The organism is Streptomyces sp. NPDC003379 (genome assembly GCF_053589195.1).
This window is the reverse complement of sequence record NZ_JBSFRK010000023.1, coordinates 61,082-79,720: the sequence shown is the minus strand read 5'-3', so window position 1 is coordinate 79,720 and position 18,639 is coordinate 61,082. Positions and strand designations below refer to the sequence as shown.

The window sequence follows — 18,639 nt, the reverse complement described above, 5'->3', positions numbered from 1 at the left end:
GGCTCTGGTGGGCGCAGGGGCGCCCGGGTTCCTGCGCCCACCAGAGTCTCAGTACGTCTTGACCCTGTCGGGCGCAGGCGCAGCAGGTGCGGGTGCTGACGCGGAATCCGCACGGTCGCCCCCGGTGGGGCGAGGTCGGGTCGGCCACCACAGGGAGCGGCCGAGGAGCGCGGCGACGGCGGGGACCAGGATCAGCGAGAGGACGAGTGCGGAGAGCATGATGCCGAGCGCCATCGCGAAGGCGACCTGCTCCTGACCGGGGCTCGTGGCGAGCGTGGCGAAGGAGCCGGCCAGGACCAGCCCGGCCGTCGCGATGGCCGGCGCCGTGTGCTGGACCGCGCGGGCCACCGCGGCCCGCGCCGGGCCCGGTCGCCGCATCTCCTCGCGGATCCGGTCGGCGATCAGGATGTTGTAGTCGGTGCCGAGCGCCACGACGAACAGGAACAGCACCAGCGGGAGGGTGAAGCTGACGCCCGGCTCGCCGAGGCCGTGCTGGAAGAGCAGCGTGGCCGCGCCGAGGGTGGCGGCGAAGCCGAGCCCGACGGAGAGCATCAGGGCCAGCGGCGCGAGCAGGCTGCGCAGGAGCAGCAGCAGGATCAACGCGATCAGCGCGGCCGCGACCGGGAACACGATCTTCAGGTCGTGGTCGACGGCGGTGGAGATGTCGGCGAAGACCGCCGCCGTCCCGCCCACGTATGCCGCCGTCCCGGCGGGCGCGTGCCGGGCGACCGCGTCCCGGACCGGTCCGGAGGCCACGTCGCGGGCCCGTCGGCTCTGCGCGTCCGCGGTCAGGTAGAGGTCGATGCGGGCGGCACGGCGGTCCTTGTTCAGGACGGTCTCCGCGACCTTGCCCACGCCCTTGACGCGGGTGAGCGCCCGGGAGAGGCCGTCCAGTCGGCCGGCGGTGAGGGTGGCGCCGTCCTTGGCGGTGACGAAGACGCTCGTAGGGTCGGACACACCGGCCGGCAGCGCGCGGGAGATCTCGGCCGCGGTGGCCGCCGCGGGGGTCCGGTCACCGGAGTCGGCCCGGCCGTAGTCCATGCGGATGCCGGTCAGCCCGGCGGCCAGCGCGGCGAGCAGGGCGACGGAGGCGGCCAGCATCGTCAGGGGCCGTCGTGTGACCAGCGCGCCGAGGCGGGCGGCACGGCCTTCGCCGGTCTTGTGGCGCAGGGTCTTGGAGGGCCAGAACATCTTGCGCCCGGCGGCCGCGAGCAGCGCCGGCAGCAGGGTGAGGCTGCCGAGCAGCATCACCAGGACCGCGACGGCGATCGCGGGGCCCAGCGAGCGGAACTGCCCGAAGGTCGCCACGCCCAGCGTGGCGAACGCGGCCACGATGGTCAGCGCCGCCGAGGTGATCGCGGTGCCCACCCGGCCGGAGACCTGCTCGGCCGCCTCACGGGCGGGCTGCCCGGGCCGGTCGCGCAGCTGCTCGCGGAAGCGGAAGAGCAGGAACAGCAGGTAGTCGATGCCGATGCCGAGCAGGACCACGTTGATCAGGTCCGGGGTGCCCGCGTCGAGCTTGCGCCCGGTGAGCAGCGCGGCGCCCGCGACGGCGCCCGCCGCCGTGCCGCCGATGACGGCGACCGCGAGCAGCGGCAGCAGGGCCGCCAGCACGCTGCGGAACACCAGCACGTTGAGCAGGACGATGAACCCCATGACGAGGGCGCCCCCGACCTTCGAGGCGGTCTCGTGGGCATCGGTGGTGTCGACGGTGTCGGCGAGGCTCCCGGTGAAACCGGTGCGCATCCCCGCCTCGGAGAACTCCGTGCGGGCGGAGTCCCGGAAGGTCCGGTAGACGCCCTGGACGCCTTTGTCCGAGGGGTTCCCGGTCAGCTGTACGGAGAGCAGTTCGAAACTCCGGTCGGGCGCCGTCACCCCCGGGGCGATCCGAGGCGTCTGGGAGCGGTCCGGGACCATGAAGTCCGGGCGGTCGTCCTCCCTGGGCATGACCACCCGGCGCTCGGCCAGCTTCTTCGCCCCGCCCGCGATCCGCTTCCGGTCGGCGGCGTCGAGGGCCTCGCCGTCGGAGCGGGCGACCAGCACCGTCACCGTGGTGGCGTCGGGGTCGTCGCCGAACTGCTCCTGGGCGATGTGCAGCGCGGCGGCCGAGTCGTAGCTGCGGGGCAGGAAGTCACCGGTCCGGTGCTGCGTGACGCGGGCGGTCAGTACGGGCGTCAGGGCGCTCAGCACGACACCCAGCACCACCCAGAGAGCGATGACCTTCCACGGGTTTCCGGTGGAGTATCCGGTCAGGGCGCGGATCAAAATGTCCTCCGGCGGACGGACTTGAAGCGGACGTCTGCCGGGGGCTCCCGGCATGTCCCCAGACCATCACCGGCAGGTGCCACCGGGCGTCGTGGCAGCGGATGATCCGGACCGGGGCCCTGGGTCCCTCCGCGGCCCGTGACCAGGACCCTGGTCCTGGTCACGACGCGGGTCGGCGACCGGGACGGGCGCCACGGCCCGCTGCCGCCGGTGCTGCCACGAAGGGCGCTGTGCAACCCTGTCCACACACAGGGGGGGGACAACGGACATGTCCAGGAGCCGATACGCCGGGGCCGGCGATGCCCGGGAGCCGCTGCGCACCGACGGCGCCGAGCCGCCGTGGTCCCGTAACGACGCACTCGTGACCGGCGGGGCCTGTGCGCTGAACCTGCTCAGCTACGTGTTCTTCAACGACCCGGACGGCCGGCACGTCGTGAGCGTGACCGGATTCCTCCTCGTCGCGCTGGCGGCCATGCCGCTGCTCGCCCGGCGCGAGCACCCGGTGGCGGCGCTCGCCGCCGTCCTGGCGCTCGACGCGACGGCCGCCCTGACCGTGCCCCTGCCCAGGCACTTCGGCGCCGTCCTGGTGGTCGCCCTCTACTCGGTCGCCAGGGCCTGCCCCGGCAGGGTGACGGCGGCCGCCGCGTTCGCGACGGTGTCGCTGACCCTGCTGAGCCAGAGCGGCGGCCGGATCCCGTCCTGGCAGGACGCCCTCACCTCGCCCCTCACCACCCTGATCGTCGTCGGCACCGCACTGGCGGTCAACCGCTGGCAGCGCGAGGTGGCGGCCAACCGCAGACTCCTCGCCGACCGCGCGGTGGCCGACGAACGCCGCCGCATCGCACGGGAGTTGCACGACATCGTGGCCCACCACATCACCACCATGCAGCTGATGGCCGGCGGAGCCCGCGCCAACCTCGCGCAGCCGGAGGTGGTCCGGGACGCCCTGGTCACCCTGGAGTCCTCCGGACGGCTCGCCCTGCGCGAGATGCGCCAGCTCCTCGACGTGCTGCGGGCCGGCGACGAACCGGAGGCCGCGCCGTCGCTGCCCCAGCCCGGCGTCGAGGACCTCGACCGCCTGGTGGACGAGTCGCGCCTCGCCGGACTGCCGACGGAGTTCGGCGTCCGCGGGCCCCGGCGCCCACTGCCGCCGACCGTCGGCCTCACGGTGTTCAGGATCGCCCAGGAGGCGCTCACCAACACCCGCAAGTACGCGGGGGCCGCCCGCGCCTCCGTACAGCTGACGTACGGCGAGGAACGGGTCACCATCGAGGTCCGCGACGACGGCGGAGGCGCACCGCCGCAGGAGGGGGCGTCGGCCGCGGGCTCGGGCGGTTACGGCCTCATCGGCATGCGCGAGCGCGTCGCCCTGCACGGCGGCACCCTCACGGTCGGCCCGCGGGCCGATGGAGGGTTCGCCGTGCTGGCCGACCTGCCGCTGCCCCCGGATGAGGCGGACAAGACGTACGAGACGTACGAGGCGGCCGGCGGGCACGAGGAGGCGCGCCGATGACCGGGAACGGGCCGACGCCGCCGACAATCAGGGTGCTCATCGTGGACGACCAGCCGCTGGTGCGGCGCGGCCTGTCGCTGATCCTCTCGCCCGACCCGTCCTTCGAGGTGGTGGGAGAGGCCGAGGACGGCGCGCAGGCCGTGACCCTCGCCCGCCGACTGCGCCCGGACGTCGTGGTGATGGACATCCGGATGCCCGTCCTCGACGGGGTCGGCGCGACCGCGGAACTCGCCGCCGCCGTGCCCGGCTGCCGGGTCCTCGCGCTCAGCACCTTCGACCTCGACGAGTACGTCGTGGGCGCCCTGCGCGCCGGGGCCTATGGATTCCTGCCCAAGGACAGCTCCCCGGAGGACCTGAGCGCGGCGATCCGCACCGTCCACGCCGGGGAGCCGCGGTCGCGCCGCGGCTGCTCACCCGGCTGATCTCCACGTTCGTACGGGCGCCCCGCGACGCACGGCCGGCGCCCGCCACCCATCTCGGCGAACTCACTCCCCGCGAGGTGGAGGTGTGGCGTCTGATGGCCACCGGCCTCGACAACACCGAGATCTCCCGCGCCCTGGACATCAGCCTGTCCACGGTCAAGAACTACATCACCAGCATCTTCGACAAGCTGCCCGCCCGCGACCGGGCCCAGGCGGTCATAGCGGCCTACGAATCGGGCCTGGTCAAACCCCGAGACCCGGCAACAGACGCCGACACCGGCTAAGGCTCAGGAGCCGGCCCCCGCGTTGGTCAGGGCCGAAGACAGCTCCACAGCCACCTGCTGCAACACCGGCACGATCTTCTCCGTGGCCGCCTCGGTGACCCGACCCGCAGGGCCGGAGATGGAAATGGCCGCCGCCGTGGGCGAGTTGGGCACCGGCACGGCGAGGCACCGCACGCCGATCTCCTGCTCGTTGTCGTCGACGGCGTACCCCGCGCGGCGGACCTCGTCGAGCGCGTCGAGGAACCCGTCCGGCGTGGTGATCGTCTTCTCGGTGGCCGCCGGCATCCCGGTGCGCGCGAGCAGCGCCCGGACCTCCTCCGGCGGCGTGTACGCGAGCAGCGCCTTGCCGACGCCCGTGGAGTGCGGCAGGACCCGCCGGCCGACCTCGGTGAACATCCGCATGGAGTGCTTGGACGGCACCTGTGCGACGTACACGATCTCGTCGCCGTCGAGCAGCGCCATGTTGGCCGTCTCACCGGTCTCCTCGACGAGGCGGGCGAGGTAGGGCCGGGCCCAGGTGCCGAGCAGCCGCGAGGCCGATTCGCCGAGGCGGATCAGGCGCGGGCCCAGCGAGTAGCGGCGGTTGGCCTGCTGGCGTACGTAGCCGCAGGCGACCAGCGTGCGCATGAGGCGGTGGATCGTCGGGAGGGGAAGGCCGCTGCTGGCGGAGAGTTCGCTGAGACCGACCTCGCCCCCCGCGTCCGCCATCCGTTCGAGCAGATCGAAGGCGCGCTCGAGTGACTGCACACCGCCGCTCGCGGCGGGGGGCTTCGAGACGGCGACTTCAGCAGGGGCGTCGTTGGCGCTTGACGTCGGCACGGCGCGTTCCTTTCGGTGCTGGCGGGCAAGGAAGCAGCCTACCGGGCGGTTCTTCCCGGGGGCTCTCGCGCGAGGGGGCGTCATCCCCGGTCAGACGGGTTTTGCCCGGTTCTCCGCAGGGTTGTCCCGTGATCCGTGACGCTGCCGTTGTGGGTAGCTACGTTCTGGCAAGCGGAATTCTAATTCCACGTTGTGGAAACGTCCAGTGGGGAAGTCCGCCCTTGACGCCGCGGGGCGGAGCGTGAAAACTCCTTCAACAGAACGTTGAATTCCGTTAAGCGGAAACAAAAGGTCTGTGAAGCGGAACAGAAGAAAGGGGACGCGGGTGTCCGAGAAGGACGTGAACGGCGTGGACGGCGTGGACGTGGACGCAGGCGTCGGCGTGCATGTGGACCTGGTGCTGCGCTCCACCCGCGTCGTCACCCCGGAAGGGACCCGCGCCGCCTCGGTCGCCGTCTCCGGCGGGAAGATCGTGACCGTCGGCGCGTACGACGCCGCCGTACCGGACGGCGCACGCCTGGAGGACTTCGGCGACGACGTCCTGCTGCCCGGCCTCGTCGACACGCACGTCCATGTGAACGACCCCGGCCGCACGGAGTGGGAGGGCTTCTGGACCGCCACCCGCGCCGCCGCGGCCGGCGGCATCACCACCCTCGTCGACATGCCCCTCAACTCCCTGCCGCCGACGACCACGGTGGACAACCTGCGGACCAAGCAGGACGTCGCCCGCCCCAAGGCGCACATCGACGTCGGCTTCTGGGGCGGCGCCCTGCCCGACAACGTGGCGGACCTCAAGCCCCTGTACGACGCGGGCGTCTACGGCTTCAAGTGCTTCCTCTCGCCCTCCGGCGTCGACGAGTTCCCCGAGCTGAACCAGGACCAGCTCGCCACCTCCATGGCCGAGATCGCCGGGTTCGGCGGGCTCCTCATCGTGCACGCCGAGGACCCGCACGAGCTGGACGCCGCCCCGCACAAGAGCGGCCCCAAGTACGCCGACTACCTCCAGACGCGGCCCCGCGTCTCCGAGGACACCGCCATCGAGGGCCTCATCGCCGTCGCGAAGCGGATCGGCGCCCGGATCCACGTACTGCACCTGTCGTCGTCGGACGCGCTGCCGCTGATCGCCGCCGCCAAGCGCGAGGGCGTCAAGCTGACGGTGGAGACCTGCCCGCACTATCTGACGCTGACCGCCGAGGAGGTCCCCGACGGGGCGAGCGAGTTCAAGTGCTGCCCGCCCATCCGGGAGGCAGGCAACCAGGACCTGCTGTGGGAAGCGCTGGCCGACGGCACCATCGACTGCGTCGTCACGGACCACTCGCCCTCCACCGCCGACCTGAAGACCGACGACTTCGCGACCGCGTGGGGCGGCATCTCCGGCCTCCAGCTGAGCCTGCCCGCGGTCTGGACCGAGGCCCGCAAGCGGGGGTACGGCCTTGAGGACGTGGTGCGCTGGATGTCCACGCGCACCGCACAGCTGGTCGGACTCGACCAGAAGGGCGCCATCGAGGCCGGCCGCGACGCCGACTTCGCGGTCCTGGCGCCCGACGAGACCTTCACCGTGGATCCCGCGGAGCTCCAGCACCGGAACCGAGTCACGGCGTACGCGGGCAAGACCCTCAGCGGCGTCGTGAAGTCCACCTGGCTGCGCGGCGAACGCATCCTGCACGGCGGCGAGTTCAGCGAACCCGCAGGCCGGCTTCTGGAAAGGAACAACTGAAACAGTGACGGCGCAGCACACAACCCCTGTGGCTACTTTCACCGGCGACGCGAGCCCCTACGGCGGCGGCGAGCCCTACGCCGACTACCGCACGGCCGACTTCCCCTTCACCCAGTACGCCAACCTCGCCGACCGGCAGCTCGGCGCCGGTGTGATCGCCGCCAACGACGAGTTCTTCGCGATGCGCGAGAACCTGCTGCTCCCGCACCCCGCCGTGTTCGACCCCGAGCACTTCGGGCACAAGGGCAAGGTCATGGACGGCTGGGAAACCCGCCGCCGGCGCGGTGTGTCGGGCGAGCACCCGTGGCCCACCGAGGACGACCACGACTGGGCGCTCGTGCGCCTCGGCGCCCCCGGCGTCATCCGCGGCATCGTCATCGACACCGCCCACTTCCGCGGCAACTACCCCCAGGCCGTCTCCGTCGAGGGCACCAGTGTCGAGGGTTCGCCGACGCCGGAAGAGCTCTGCGGCGACGACGTGAAGTGGACGACGCTCGTCCCGCGTACGCCCGTCGGCGGTCACGCCGCCAACGGCTTCGCCGTCGGCATCGAGCAGCGCTTCACGCACCTGCGGGTCAACCAGCACCCGGACGGCGGCATAGCCCGCCTGCGCGTGTACGGCGAGGTCGCCGCCGACCCCAAGTGGCTCGCCGCGCTCGGCACGTTCGACGTCGTCGCCCTGGAGAACGGCGGCCGGGTCGAGGACGCCTCCGACCGCTTCTACTCCCCGGCCACCAACACCATCCAGCCGGGCCGCTCCCGCAAGATGGACGACGGCTGGGAGACCCGCCGCCGCCGCGACAACGGCAACGACTGGATCCGCTACCAGCTCGTCCAGCGGTCCGAGATCCGCGCCGTCGAGATCGACACCGCCTACCTCAAGGGCAACTCGGCGGGCTGGGCCTCCCTCTCCGTACGCGACGGGGGAGAGGGCGGCGAGTGGGTCGAGGCGCTGCCCCGCACCCGGCTGCAGCCCGACACCAACCACCGCTTCGTCCTGGACGCCCCGGTCGTCGGCACGCATGTGCGCGTCGACATCTTCCCGGACGGCGGCATCTCCCGCCTGCGCCTGTTCGGTTCGCTGACCGAGGACGGCGCGGCCAAGCTGGTGGCCCGCCACCAGGAGCTGGGCGGCTGATCCGCGCCCGCTCCCGCTGAACGTGGGGCGCACCGGGTGGACAGCCCCGGTGCGCCCCGCACCCATGTCCCGGGCACGTCAGGCGGCGTGGCCGCCGTCGACCGACAGCTCGGTGCCGGTGACGTACGCGGCGTCGTCCCCGGCGAGATAGCCGACCAGGGACGCCACCTCCTCGGCGGAGCCGAAGCGGCCGAGCGCCGTCATCGCGCTCTGCCCGTCGGCGAAGGGGCCGCCCGCCGGGTTCATGTCGGTGTCGATCGGGCCCGGCTGGACCAGGTTCGCGGTGATCCGGCGCCCGCCGAGCTCCCTCGCGAGCGCCTTGTTGAGGCCGATCAGCGCCGCCTTGCTCGTCGCGTAGAGCGTGCCGCCGGGGCCCGGCACCCGCTGCGCGATGCAGCTGCCGATGGTGATGATCCGGCCGCCGTCGCGGAGCCGTCCGGCCGCCGCCTGGGAGGCCAGGAAGACCCCTCGTACGTTGACCGCCAGAACCCGGTCGACGTCGGCGAGCGTCAAGTCGCCGAAGGGGCCGAGGACTCCGATGCCCGCGTTGTTCACCAGGATGTCCAGGCCGCCCAGGTCGTCGGCCGCGCGCTCCACCGCGCCCGCGGCGTCCCCCGGGTCGGCCGCGTCCGCCCGGACGGCGATGCCGCGCCGCCCCATGGACTCGATCTTCGCGACGACCTCGTGGGCCGCCGCCTCACTGTGGACGTAGGTGATCGCCACGTCCGCGCCCTCCTGGGCCAGGCGCAGCGCGATCGCCGCGCCCATGCCGCGGCTGCCGCCGGTGACCAGGGCCGTCCTGCCGGTGAGAGTAGACATGTCCGTACCTCTTCCGCGTCTTCATCGGGATATCCACATATCCGCCGCTCTGGGCGGTAAGTGCTTGCGGGTTCAATGAAAGACGTTCGCGAGGGCGTCGGCTGGCGGTAAACGGACGCGGTCATCAAGGACGCCGAAGCGCCGCAGCAGCCCCCAGCCGTGCCGCTCGTCGGTGACTTCGTGGACCACGCCACCGGCGCCCCGGATCAGCAGGACGACACCGAGAAATTCCAGTAGCCGCTTCATGGTGAAGATCCTCACTCCGCGCGACTTTCGTAGCCGATCACGCGCGCGGGCCGTCCAGGGCCGTCCCGGGCCGCCAACGGTGCGTAGATTTGTCGACCATGAGCGGTACTGAGGACGCACGGCCGTGGGCGTTGCCCTCCGCCATCGCGCGGGAGTTCGACCCGGGGTTCGACCCGGGCCGGGCGGGGCGCAGGCCGCGGCGGACCGTGCGCGACTGGTTCGCCGACTTCACCTGCTTCGCAGCGGCCGTCCTCATCGGGATGACCGGCGCCGACGCGATCAGCGCCAACCCGCACATCTCCCCGGGCCTCGCGGAGTTCGACCAGGTCCTCGGGGCCCTCGCCTGCGCCGCCGTCTGGCTGCGCAGACGCCGGCCGGTCGGCTTCGCCGTCGCGATGGTGCCGATCGGCATGGCCTCGGACACGGCGGGCGGCGCGGCGGCCGTCGCCCTCTTCACCCTCGCCGTGCACCGGCCCTTCCGCTACGTCGCGTGGATCGGCGGGGCCTCGCTCGCGGTGATCCCCTTCGCGTACTGGATGCGGCCCGATGCCGACATGCCGTACGCGGTCTCCATCGCCTTCGGGGTGCTGATCACCGTGGCGGTCATCGGCTGGGGCATGTTCGTGCGCTCCCGCCGCGAGCTCCTGCTCAGCCTGCGTGACCGCGCCGTCCGCGCCGAGAACGAGGCCGCGCTCCGCGCCGAACAGGCCCAGCGGCTCGCCCGCGAGGCCATCGCCCGCGAGATGCACGACGTGCTCGCGCACCGCCTCACCCTGCTCAGCGTCCACGCGGGCGCCCTGGAGTTCCGCCCCGACGCGCCCCGCGCGGAGATCGTCCGCGCCGCGGGCGTCATCCGGGAGAGCGCCCACGAGGCCCTCCAGGACCTGCGCCAGGTGATCGGCGTCCTGCGCGGCGGCGACGCGGACGCCCCGGGCCGCCCGCAGCCCACGCTCGCCGCCCTGGACGCGCTGGTCGCCGAGTCCCGCGAGGCGGGCATGAAGGTCGTCCTCGACAGCCGGGTCACGGACCCCGGGGCCGTGCCCGCAGCCCTCGGCCGCACCGCGTACCGCATCGCGCAGGAAGCCCTGACCAACGCCCGCAAGCACGCCCCCGGCGCCGAGGTCACCGTCACCGTCGCGGGCGCGCCCGGCGAGGGCCTGACGATGTCCGTACACAACCCCGCGCCGCCCGGCGACGTACCGAAGGTGCCCGGCTCCGGGCAGGGCCTGATCGGACTCACCGAACGTGCCCACCTCGCGGGCGGCAGCCTCGCCCACGGACCCGGGCCCGACGGCGGATTCCACCTGGAGGCCTGGCTACCGTGGGCGTCATGAAACCGATCAGGCTGCTGCTCGTCGACGACGACCCGCTGGTGCGCGCCGGGCTCTCCTTCATGCTCGGCGGCGCGGACGACATCGAGATCGTCGGCGAGGCGGGCGACGGCACCGAGGTCGCCCCGCTGGTCGGTGAAGTCCGGCCGCACGTCGTCCTGATGGACATCCGCATGCCCATGATGGACGGCCTCGCCGCCACGGAGGCGCTGCGCAAGCGCCCCGACGCGCCCGAGGTCATCGTCCTCACCACGTTCCACGCCGACGAACAGGTCCTGCGGGCCCTGCGGGCGGGCGCGGCCGGGTTCGTCCTGAAGGACACGGCGCCCTCGGAGATCGTCGCGGCGGTCCGCGCGGTCGCCGCGGGCGAGCCCGTCCTCTCCCCGTCGGTGACCCAGCAACTGATCACCCGAGTGACGGGCGACAACCCCCAACTGGACCGCAGGCGCCGCGCGCTGTCCCGGCTCGACACGCTCGGCGAGCGCGAACGCGAGGTCGCCGTGGCGGTGGGCCGGGGCGGCTCGAACGCGGACATCGCGGCGCAGCTGTTCCTGAGCGTGGCCACGGTGAAGGCGCACGTGTCCCGCATCCTCACGAAGCTGGACCTCAACAACCGTGTGCAGATCGCCCTGTTGGCGCATGACGCGGGGCTGCTGGACGAGGACCGGGAAGGCTGAGCACCCGCGTCCTCCGCGTTTGTCACCTGTGTGGCTAGTCCTCCGCGCGTCGCTGGTTCACGGTGGTCCCTCCTGGCTGAGAACTGCCCGAGTGCCCACCCGAGTGGAAGGGACCAGCGGTGAGACGAAGAGGATTTGTGGCGGGGACGATCGGCGCACTCTCAGGGGTCACCCTCGGCTCGGGCCCCGTCCGGGCCGACGCGCCGGCGCCCCGGTCCTGGGCCGGGCGAGGCGCGCAGGAGTGGCGGGCCGTCCCGGCGCCAGGCAGCACCCCGGCCGCACAGCTGCGCGGCATCGCCGCGGCCGGGCCGGAACTGGCCTGGGCCGTCGGCGAGGAGAACCTCTCCGTGTCGTCGCAGGCGCGGGCGCTGGCCATGCTCTGGAACGGCAGCACCTGGTCGAAGACCGACCTGTCGCGCCTGGACTACACGGGCCGGCTGAGCGACGTCGCGGGCGTCTGCTCCACCGCGGCGTGGAGCGTGGGTCTGCCCGCGGGGAACGCGAGCCCGCTGCTGCGCTGGGACGGAGCCACCTGGCGCGAGGCCACGTTCCCGGGCAGGGGCGAACCGGGCGTCAGGCTGGAAGCGGTGGCGGTCGGCCCCGACCGGCGGGTGTGGATCTGTGGCAGCCGGGGCGGCGCGGTGCGTCTGCTGATGGGGGACGGGCGGCGGTGGCGGTGGCTGGACCCGCTGCCGGTCGCGAGCGCCATCCTGTACCGGGTCGTCGTGCGTACAGCGGACGAGATCTGGGTGAGCGGTGACCAGGGGTACGGCGGCGGCTGGCGGGGGCTCGTGGCCCGCTGGAACGGGTCATGGACGGTCCTGCCCCCGATCGCGGGCGGCCGTCTCGGCATCGCGGACCTGCACGCGGCCGCCGCGGACGACGTATGGGCCGTGGGCACCGAGGCCGGTGTCGGGGGACCACCGGGGCGCCCCGGCAATCCCGCCCTGGCCCATTGGGACGGCACGGCGTGGACCCGGGTCGAGGCGGGCTTCACCCTCGGAGCGCTGTCCGGGATCGCGGGTGACGCGCGGGGCCGCGCCGCCTGGATATCGGGGTGGAACCACCAGGACCAGAGCCGCAGTACGTATCTGCGCCGGGACGGCGACGGCTGGACCGTCGTCCGAGGCCCGGCGGGCCCGGCGACGGCTCCCTACCTCAACGGTGTGACGGCCGTCCCCGGCACCGCCGGATTCTGGTCGGCGGGCATGACGAGCCCCGCCGCCCTCCCGTCGACCGAGGCGTATACGGAACGCCTCGACGCCTGACGCCGCCGACGACCGGTCCGGTCCGCCCTTGCGGGGCGCCTCAGCCCGCGGGGATCTCGGACATCAGCACCAACCGCCGCTCGCGCCGCGACAGTTCGCACGCCTCCGCGATCCGCAGCGCGTGCAGCGCCTCACGGCCGTCGCAGGGGTTCTCCCGCTCCCCTCGTACGACCTCGACGAACGCCGCGAGCTCCGCCTCGTACGCGGGGGCGAAGCGCTCCAGGAAGCCGGGCCAGGGCTTGACGGGCGCGGGCGGACCGGCCGGTTCCGTCGAGGTGAGGGGCGTGCGGTCGTCCAGGCCGACCGCCAACTGGTCCAGTTCTCCGGCCAGTTCCATGCGTACGTCGTAGCCCGCGCCGTTGCAGCGGGTCGCCGTCGCCGTGGCGAGGGTGCCGTCGTCGAGGGTGAGGACCGCCGCCGCCGTGCCGACGTCGCCCGCCTCGCGGAACATCGCGGGGCCCGCGTCGGAGCCGGTCGCGTACACCTCGGTGACCTCGCGGCCGGTCACCCACCGCAGGATGTCGAAGTCGTGGACCAGGCAGTCGCGGTAGAGGCCGCCGGAGAGCGGCAGGTACGCGGCCGGGGGCGGGCACGGGTCCGAGGTGATCGCCCGAACGGTGTGCAGCCGCCCGAGCCGGCCCGCGCGCACCGCCGCGCGCGCCGCCGCGTACCCCGCGTCGAAGCGCCGCTGGAAGCCCAGTTGCAGCACCGTGCCCGCGGCCTCGACCTCGGCGAGCGCGGCCAGCGTGCCCGGCAGGTCGAGCGCGATGGGCTTCTCGCAGAAGACCGGGAGCCCGGCCCGCGCCGCCCTGCCGATCAGTTCGGCGTGCGCCGAGGTCGCCGCCGTGACCATCACGGCGTCCACCCCGATGGTGAAGACGTCGTCCACCGAGGGCGCGGGCACCGCCCCCGTCCGCGCCGCGAGGTCGGCGGCCCGCACCGGGTCCGCGTCGGCGACGACGAGCGACGTCACGTCGGGGTGACGGCTCAGGGCCGCCGAGTGAAATGTGCCGATACGGCCCGTTCCGATCAGTCCGATGCGCATGGACCCACCCTCGCCATGCCCACCCCACGGTGTCAATCCTTTGTCCGGACAAAGGTACTGGCCGACGACCACGCTGTCCGGACAACAGGACTTCACAACTTCCCGTCATCATCTCCCGGCACTACGCTCGGGCCGTGTCCAAACCAGTCGCCAAACCAGCTCAGGACAAGCGGGTCGACGACCCCGCCCTGACCCTCCGGCTCGGCGTCGACCGCAGCAGCCCGATCCCGCTCTACTTCCAGCTGGCCCAGCAGCTGGAAGCGGCGATCGAGCGCGGCGCCCTCACCCCCGGCAGCCTCCTCGGCAACGAGATCGAGCTCGCCGGACGGCTCGGCCTCTCCCGGCCCACCGTCCGCCAGGCCATCCAGTCCCTCGTCGACAAGGGCCTGCTCGTGCGGCGCAGGGGCGTCGGTACACAGGTCGTGCACAGCCAGGTCAAGCGCCCCCTGGAGCTCAGCAGCCTCTACGACGACCTGGAGGCGGCGGGCCAGCGCCCCGGGACCCGCGTCCTGCACAACGCCCTGGAGCCCGCGTCCGCCGAGGTGGCGGCCGCGCTCGGCGTCGGCGAGGGCGACGAGGTGCACCGCGTCGAGCGGCTGCGCCTGGCCCACGGCGAGCCGATGGCGTACCTCACCAACCACCTCCCCGCGGGACTCCTCGACCTCGACACCGAGCGCCTTGAGGCCACCGGGCTCTACCGCCTCATGCGCGCATCGGGTCTCACCCTGCACAGCGCCCGCCAGTCCGTCGGCGCCCGCGCCGCCACCGCCGACGAGGGGGAGCGCCTCGCCGAACCCGCCGGAGCCCCGCTGCTCACGATGCGGCGCACGACCTTCGACGATACGGGGCGCGCGGTCGAGCTCGGCGCGCATGTGTACCGGGCCTCGCGCTACTCCTTCGAGTTCCAGCTCCTCGTACGGCCGTAGGTCCCAAGTCGCTCACGGTCGTCAGAATGTTCTGACAAAGCCATTGACGCTGCCGCGCGCCCGCCGCTAGAACTCCCCCAGCCGCATTCGGGCGGCCGGGAGAAGAGGTGGTCCCATGCGCACAGCCCGTACAGCACCCCGTACGGCCGCGGCCCTCATCGCGACCGCGGTGATCGCGCTCGCGGGGTGCAGCAGCTCCGGCGGCAAGGACGACGAGGAGAAGTCGGGGGACGGCTCGGGCGGCGGCAAGGGCGTCGACACGCCCCGCCTCAAGATCGCCATGGTCACGCACTCCGGTGAGGGCGACACGTTCTGGGACATCGTCCAGACCGGCGCCGAGCAGGCAGCGCGCAAGGACAACGTCGAGTTCCTCTACGCCAACGACAAAGAGGGCAAGGGCCAGGCCGAGCTGGTCCAGTCGTTCGTCGACAAGAAGGTCGACGGGATCGTCGTGACCCTGGCCAAGCCCGAGGCGATGGAGTCCGTGCTCGCCAAGGCGGCGGAGGCGGGGATACCGGTCGTCACGATCAACTCCGGGGGCGAGTTCTCGGCGAAGTCCGGCGCGCTCGGCCATATCGGCCAGGACGAGTCCGTGGCCGGTGAGGCCGTCGGCGAGGAGCTGAACAGGCGCGGCAGGAAGAAGGCGCTCTGCGTCATCCACGAACAGGGCAACGTCTCCCTGGAACAGCGCTGCGCGGGCGTCAAGAAGAGCTTCGACGGCTCGGTCGAGAACCTGAACGTCGAGGGCACCAACGCGCCCGGCGCCCAGTCGTCCGTCAGTGCGAAGCTCCAGGCCACCAAGGGCATCGACGCCGTCGTCACGCTCGGTGCGCCCATCGCGGCCGTCTCGGTGAAGGCCAAGGAGGACGCCGGGGACGCGGCCGGGAAGGCGGAGGTCGTCACGTTCGACCTGAACGCCGAGGTCGTCAAGCGCCTCAAGGCCAAGGAGGTCGGTTTCGCCGTCGACCAGCAGCCCTACCTCCAGGGCTATCTCGCCGTCGACCAACTGTGGCTCTACAAGACCAACGCCAACGTCCTCGGCGGCGGCAAACCCGTCCTCACCGGCCCCGCGATCGTCACCGGGAAGGACGTGCCGAAGCTGGAGAAGTACACGGCCCGCGGTACCCGATGAACGCATGTGTGATCCGCGTGGTCGATACTTGGGCGGCTGGGGCCGGGGATCCGGACCGGCCGCACCGAGGAGCAGAACAAGAAGGGCACGGCGTCGTGGCAAGGGTTCAGACAGGGGTACGCGCGGTGGGCGCCGTGCTGGTGGCGGTGCTCGGAGCGTCCCTCGTGGGGTGCAGCAGCACGGGCGGCAAGCGCGCCGAGGACGCCCGCAAGGCGGCGACGGCCCAGGGGAAGGCGGCGGTGAACACGCCGCGCTGGACCTTCGGCATGGTGACGCACTCGGGCGACGGCGACACGTTCTGGGACATCGTCCAGAGCGGCGCCGAGCAGGCGGCCGTCAAGGACAACATCAAGTTCCTGTACGCCCATGACGACGAGGCCCAGCAGCAGGCCCAGCTCGTGGACTCCTACATCGACAAGAAGGTCGACGGCATCATCGTCACGCTGGCCAAGCCCGACGCGATGAAGGGCGCCCTGGCTCGGGCGGAGAAGGCCGGCATCCCGGTGATCACGGTGAACTCCGGCTCCGCGGAGTCCAAGGAGTTCGGCGCGCTCACCCACGTCGGCCAGGACGAGACGATCGCGGGCGAGGCCGTCGGCGAGGAGCTCAACAAGCGTGGCAGGAAGAAGGCGCTGTGCATCCTGCACGAGCAGGGCAACGTCGGCCATGAGCAGCGCTGCGAGGGCGCCAAGAAGACCTTCGACGGCACGATGCGGAACCTGTACGTGACCGGCACCAACATGCCCGACGTGCAGTCCTCCATCGAGGCCCGCCTCCAGACCGACACGTCGATCGACGCGGTCGTCACGCTCGGCGCGCCCTTCGCGGACACCGCCGTGAAGGCGAAGGAGGGCGCGGGCAGCAAGGCGGAGATCGACACGTTCGACCTGAACGAGAAGGTCGCCGCCGGTCTGAAGTCCGGCTCCCTCGGCTTCGCCGTCGACCAGCAGCCCTACCTCCAGGGCTACCAGGCCGTGGACCTGCTCTGGCTGTACAAGTACAACGCCGACGTGCTCGGCGGCGGCAAGCCGGTCCTGACCGGACCCCAGATCATCACCAAGGACCAGGCCGCCGAGCTCGAGGAATACGCGAAGCGAGGGACCCGATGACCGCCACAGCCCCGGCGCCGGCTCCGCGGACCAAGAGCGACGAGCGCCTCCTGAAGACCTCGCCGCTGAAGAAGCTGATGGGCCGCCCCGAGCTGGGCTCGGTCGTCGGCGCCATCGCCGTCTTCGTCTTCTTCGCCGTCGTCGCGGACGACTTCCTGCAGGCCAACAGCATCGCCACGGTGCTGTACGCCGGCTCGACCATCGGCATCATGGCGGTGCCGGTCGCGCTGCTGATGATCGGCGGCGAGTTCGACCTGTCGGCGGGCGTCATGGTGACGACCTCCGCGCTGATCTCCTCGATGTTCAGCTACCAGATGACGGCGAACGTCTGGGTCGGCGTGCTTGTCTCCCTCGTCGTGACCCTCGCGGTCGGCGTCTTCAACGGCGTCATGCTGACCCGCACCGACCCGCCGAGCTTCATCATCACGCTCGGTACGTTCCTGATGCTGACCGGCATGAACCTCGGCTTCACCAAGCTGATCAGCGGCACGGTCTCCACCAAGTCGATCGCCGACATGGAGGGCTTCTCCTCGGCGAAGGAGGTCTTCGCCTCGACGATCTCCGTCGGCGGCGTCGACTACAAGATCACCATCGTCTGGTGGCTGGCCCTCATCGCGGTCGCCACCTGGGTCCTGCTGCGTACGCGCGTCGGAAACTGGATCTTCGCGGTCGGCGGCGGCGAGGACGCGGCCCGCGCGGTCGGTGTCCCGGTCGCCGCGACCAAGATCGGCCTCTATATGGGCGTCGCGTTCGGCGCCTGGGTCTCCGGCCAGCACCTGCTCTTCTCGTACGACGTGGTCCAGTCCGGCGAGGGCGTCGGCAACGAACTGGTCTACATCATCGCGGCCGTCATCGGCGGCTGTCTGATCACCGGCGGCTACGGCTCCGCGGTCGGCGCGGCGGTCGGCGCGCTGATCTTCGGCATGGTCAGCAAGGGCATCGTGTTCGCCGAGTGGAACCCCGACTGGTTCAAGTTCTTCCTCGGAGTGATGCTGCTCCTGGCCACCCTGCTCAACCACTGGGTCCGCAAGCGCGCGGAGGCGACGAAGTGACCACGGACACGACCAAGGCGGACGCGGCACCGGCGGCGGGGGAGCGCGACCCGCTCGTCGAACTCGACGACGTCAGCAAGTACTACGGCAACGTCCGCGCCCTCGAAGGCGTGTCCCTCGTGGTCCACGCCGGGGAGATCTCCTGTGTGCTCGGCGACAACGGCGCGGGCAAGTCCACCCTCATCAAGATCATCGCGGGGCTGCACCAGCACGACGCGGGCGGCTTCCGCATCGAGGGCGAGGACGCGCGGCTCGGCTCGCCGCGCGAGGCACTGGACCGCGGCATCGCCACGGTCTACCAGGACCTCGCCGTGGTCCCGCTGATGCCGGTCTGGCGGAACTTCTTCCTCGGCTCCGAGCCGACGAAGGGCGTAGGACCCTTCAAGCGCATGGATGTCGACCTCATGCGCGAGACGACCCGCGCGGAGCTGCTGCGCATGGGCATCGACCTGCGCGACGTGGACCAGCCCATCGGCACGCTGTCGGGCGGCGAACGCCAGTGCGTGGCGATCGCGCGCGCCGTCCACTTCGGCGCGAAGGTCCTCGTCCTCGACGAGCCGACGGCGGCGCTCGGCGTCAAGCAGTCGGGCGTCGTCCTGAAGTACGTCGCCGCGGCGCGGGACGCGGGCCTCGGAGTGGTCTTGATCACCCACAACCCGCACCACGCGTACCTGGTCGGCAACCGCTTCGTCCTCCTCAAGAGGGGCTCGATGTCCGGCAGCTACACCCGCGACGAGATCACCCTCGACGAACTGACCCGCCAGATGGCGGGCGGCAGCGAACTGGACGACCTCCGCCACGAACTGGAGGCCGACCGCACCCCGTAGCGAGGCGCGCCCCCACGGGGCATCCGAGCCGCGGGTCCCCGTTGTGCGC

16 protein-coding genes and 1 pseudogene are annotated in these 18,639 nt (G+C 72.1%); 12 read left to right on the top strand and 5 right to left on the bottom strand.

What is annotated here, in order from left to right; translation table 11 throughout:
• Positions 1-48: 48 nt before the first annotated feature.
• A complete protein-coding gene (locus ACWDVB_RS23270) occupies positions 49-2,265 on the bottom strand; it encodes an MMPL family transporter (protein WP_451517624.1) in 2,217 nt (738 codons plus the stop codon).
• A gap of 268 nt (positions 2,266-2,533) precedes the next feature.
• Between ACWDVB_RS23270 and ACWDVB_RS23265 the strand changes: the two genes are divergently transcribed.
• Both ACWDVB_RS23265 and ACWDVB_RS23260 read left to right on the top strand, forming a co-directional pair.
• Positions 2,534-3,778 carry a sensor histidine kinase gene (locus tag ACWDVB_RS23265; protein WP_451519665.1) on the top strand — a complete coding sequence of 415 codons (1,245 nt, stop codon included), beginning with the start codon at positions 2,534-2,536 and terminating at the stop codon, positions 3,776-3,778.
• Positions 3,775-4,484 (top strand): annotated as a pseudogene (locus tag ACWDVB_RS23260) (response regulator). The gene ACWDVB_RS23265 and the pseudogene ACWDVB_RS23260 overlap by 4 nt, the downstream one beginning before the upstream one ends.
• 3 nt (positions 4,485-4,487) lie before the next feature.
• Here the strand turns inward: ACWDVB_RS23260 and ACWDVB_RS23255 are convergent.
• Positions 4,488-5,303: an IclR family transcriptional regulator gene (locus ACWDVB_RS23255; RefSeq protein WP_451519666.1), complete on the bottom strand. Its 816-nt coding sequence runs from the start codon at positions 5,301-5,303 to the stop codon at positions 4,488-4,490.
• Positions 5,304-5,685: 382 nt separating this feature from the next.
• Between ACWDVB_RS23255 and allB the strand changes: the two genes are divergently transcribed.
• Together allB and alc are read left to right on the top strand one after the other, a co-directional pair.
• A complete protein-coding gene (allB, locus tag ACWDVB_RS23250; RefSeq protein ID WP_451519682.1) occupies positions 5,686-7,020 on the top strand; it encodes an allantoinase AllB in 1,335 nt (444 codons plus the stop codon).
• A gap of 4 nt (positions 7,021-7,024) precedes the next feature.
• Positions 7,025-8,158 (top strand): allantoicase, encoded by a 1,134-nt coding sequence (gene alc, locus ACWDVB_RS23245; RefSeq protein WP_451519667.1) that lies wholly within the window; start codon positions 7,025-7,027, stop codon positions 8,156-8,158.
• 78 nt (positions 8,159-8,236) lie between these two features.
• Here the strand turns inward: alc and ACWDVB_RS23240 are convergent, their stop codons facing one another.
• Complete coding sequence (locus tag ACWDVB_RS23240; protein WP_451519668.1) at positions 8,237-8,977, bottom strand: 3-oxoacyl-ACP reductase family protein; 741 nt, start codon at positions 8,975-8,977, stop codon at positions 8,237-8,239.
• A 72-nt stretch (positions 8,978-9,049) separates the two neighbouring features.
• On the bottom strand, positions 9,050-9,223 hold the full coding sequence (locus ACWDVB_RS23235; protein ID WP_451519669.1) for a hypothetical protein: 174 nt from the start codon (positions 9,221-9,223) through the stop codon (positions 9,050-9,052).
• Between the two features lie 98 nt (positions 9,224-9,321).
• Here ACWDVB_RS23235 and ACWDVB_RS23230 point away from each other — a divergent pair, with 98 nt between their 5' ends.
• From ACWDVB_RS23230 to ACWDVB_RS23220, 3 genes are all read left to right on the top strand, one after another.
• Positions 9,322-10,557: a sensor histidine kinase gene (locus tag ACWDVB_RS23230; protein WP_451519670.1), complete on the top strand. Its 1,236-nt coding sequence runs from the start codon at positions 9,322-9,324 to the stop codon at positions 10,555-10,557.
• Positions 10,554-11,231, top strand: coding sequence for a response regulator (locus ACWDVB_RS23225; RefSeq protein ID WP_451519671.1), 678 nt, complete (start codon positions 10,554-10,556; stop codon positions 11,229-11,231). Before ACWDVB_RS23230 ends, ACWDVB_RS23225 begins: the two co-directional genes overlap by 4 nt.
• Before the next feature lie 137 nt (positions 11,232-11,368).
• On the top strand, positions 11,369-12,499 hold the full coding sequence (locus ACWDVB_RS23220; RefSeq protein WP_451519672.1) for a hypothetical protein: 1,131 nt from the start codon (positions 11,369-11,371) through the stop codon (positions 12,497-12,499).
• Positions 12,500-12,539: 40 nt separating this feature from the next.
• On the opposite strand, the gene ACWDVB_RS23215 is transcribed toward ACWDVB_RS23220, so the two are convergent.
• Positions 12,540-13,544: a Gfo/Idh/MocA family protein gene (locus ACWDVB_RS23215; protein WP_451519673.1), complete on the bottom strand. Its 1,005-nt coding sequence runs from the start codon at positions 13,542-13,544 to the stop codon at positions 12,540-12,542.
• A 188-nt stretch (positions 13,545-13,732) separates the two neighbouring features.
• Here ACWDVB_RS23215 and ACWDVB_RS23210 point away from each other — a divergent pair, with 188 nt between their 5' ends.
• From ACWDVB_RS23210 to ACWDVB_RS23190, 5 genes are all read left to right on the top strand, one after another.
• Positions 13,733-14,470: a GntR family transcriptional regulator gene (locus tag ACWDVB_RS23210; protein ID WP_451519683.1), complete on the top strand. Its 738-nt coding sequence runs from the start codon at positions 13,733-13,735 to the stop codon at positions 14,468-14,470.
• A gap of 115 nt (positions 14,471-14,585) precedes the next feature.
• Positions 14,586-15,602 carry a sugar ABC transporter substrate-binding protein gene (locus tag ACWDVB_RS23205; RefSeq protein WP_451519674.1) on the top strand — a complete coding sequence of 339 codons (1,017 nt, stop codon included), beginning with the start codon at positions 14,586-14,588 and terminating at the stop codon, positions 15,600-15,602.
• Positions 15,603-15,697: 95 nt separating this feature from the next.
• Entirely contained in the window at positions 15,698-16,711 is a 1,014-nt protein-coding gene (locus ACWDVB_RS23200; RefSeq protein ID WP_451519675.1) for a sugar ABC transporter substrate-binding protein, read from the top strand.
• Complete coding sequence (locus ACWDVB_RS23195; protein ID WP_451519676.1) at positions 16,708-17,763, top strand: ABC transporter permease; 1,056 nt, start codon at positions 16,708-16,710, stop codon at positions 17,761-17,763. Before ACWDVB_RS23200 ends, ACWDVB_RS23195 begins: the two co-directional genes overlap by 4 nt.
• Positions 17,760-18,590, top strand: coding sequence for an ATP-binding cassette domain-containing protein (locus ACWDVB_RS23190; protein ID WP_451519677.1), 831 nt, complete (start codon positions 17,760-17,762; stop codon positions 18,588-18,590). Before ACWDVB_RS23195 ends, ACWDVB_RS23190 begins: the two co-directional genes overlap by 4 nt.
• Positions 18,591-18,639: the final 49 nt, after the last annotated feature.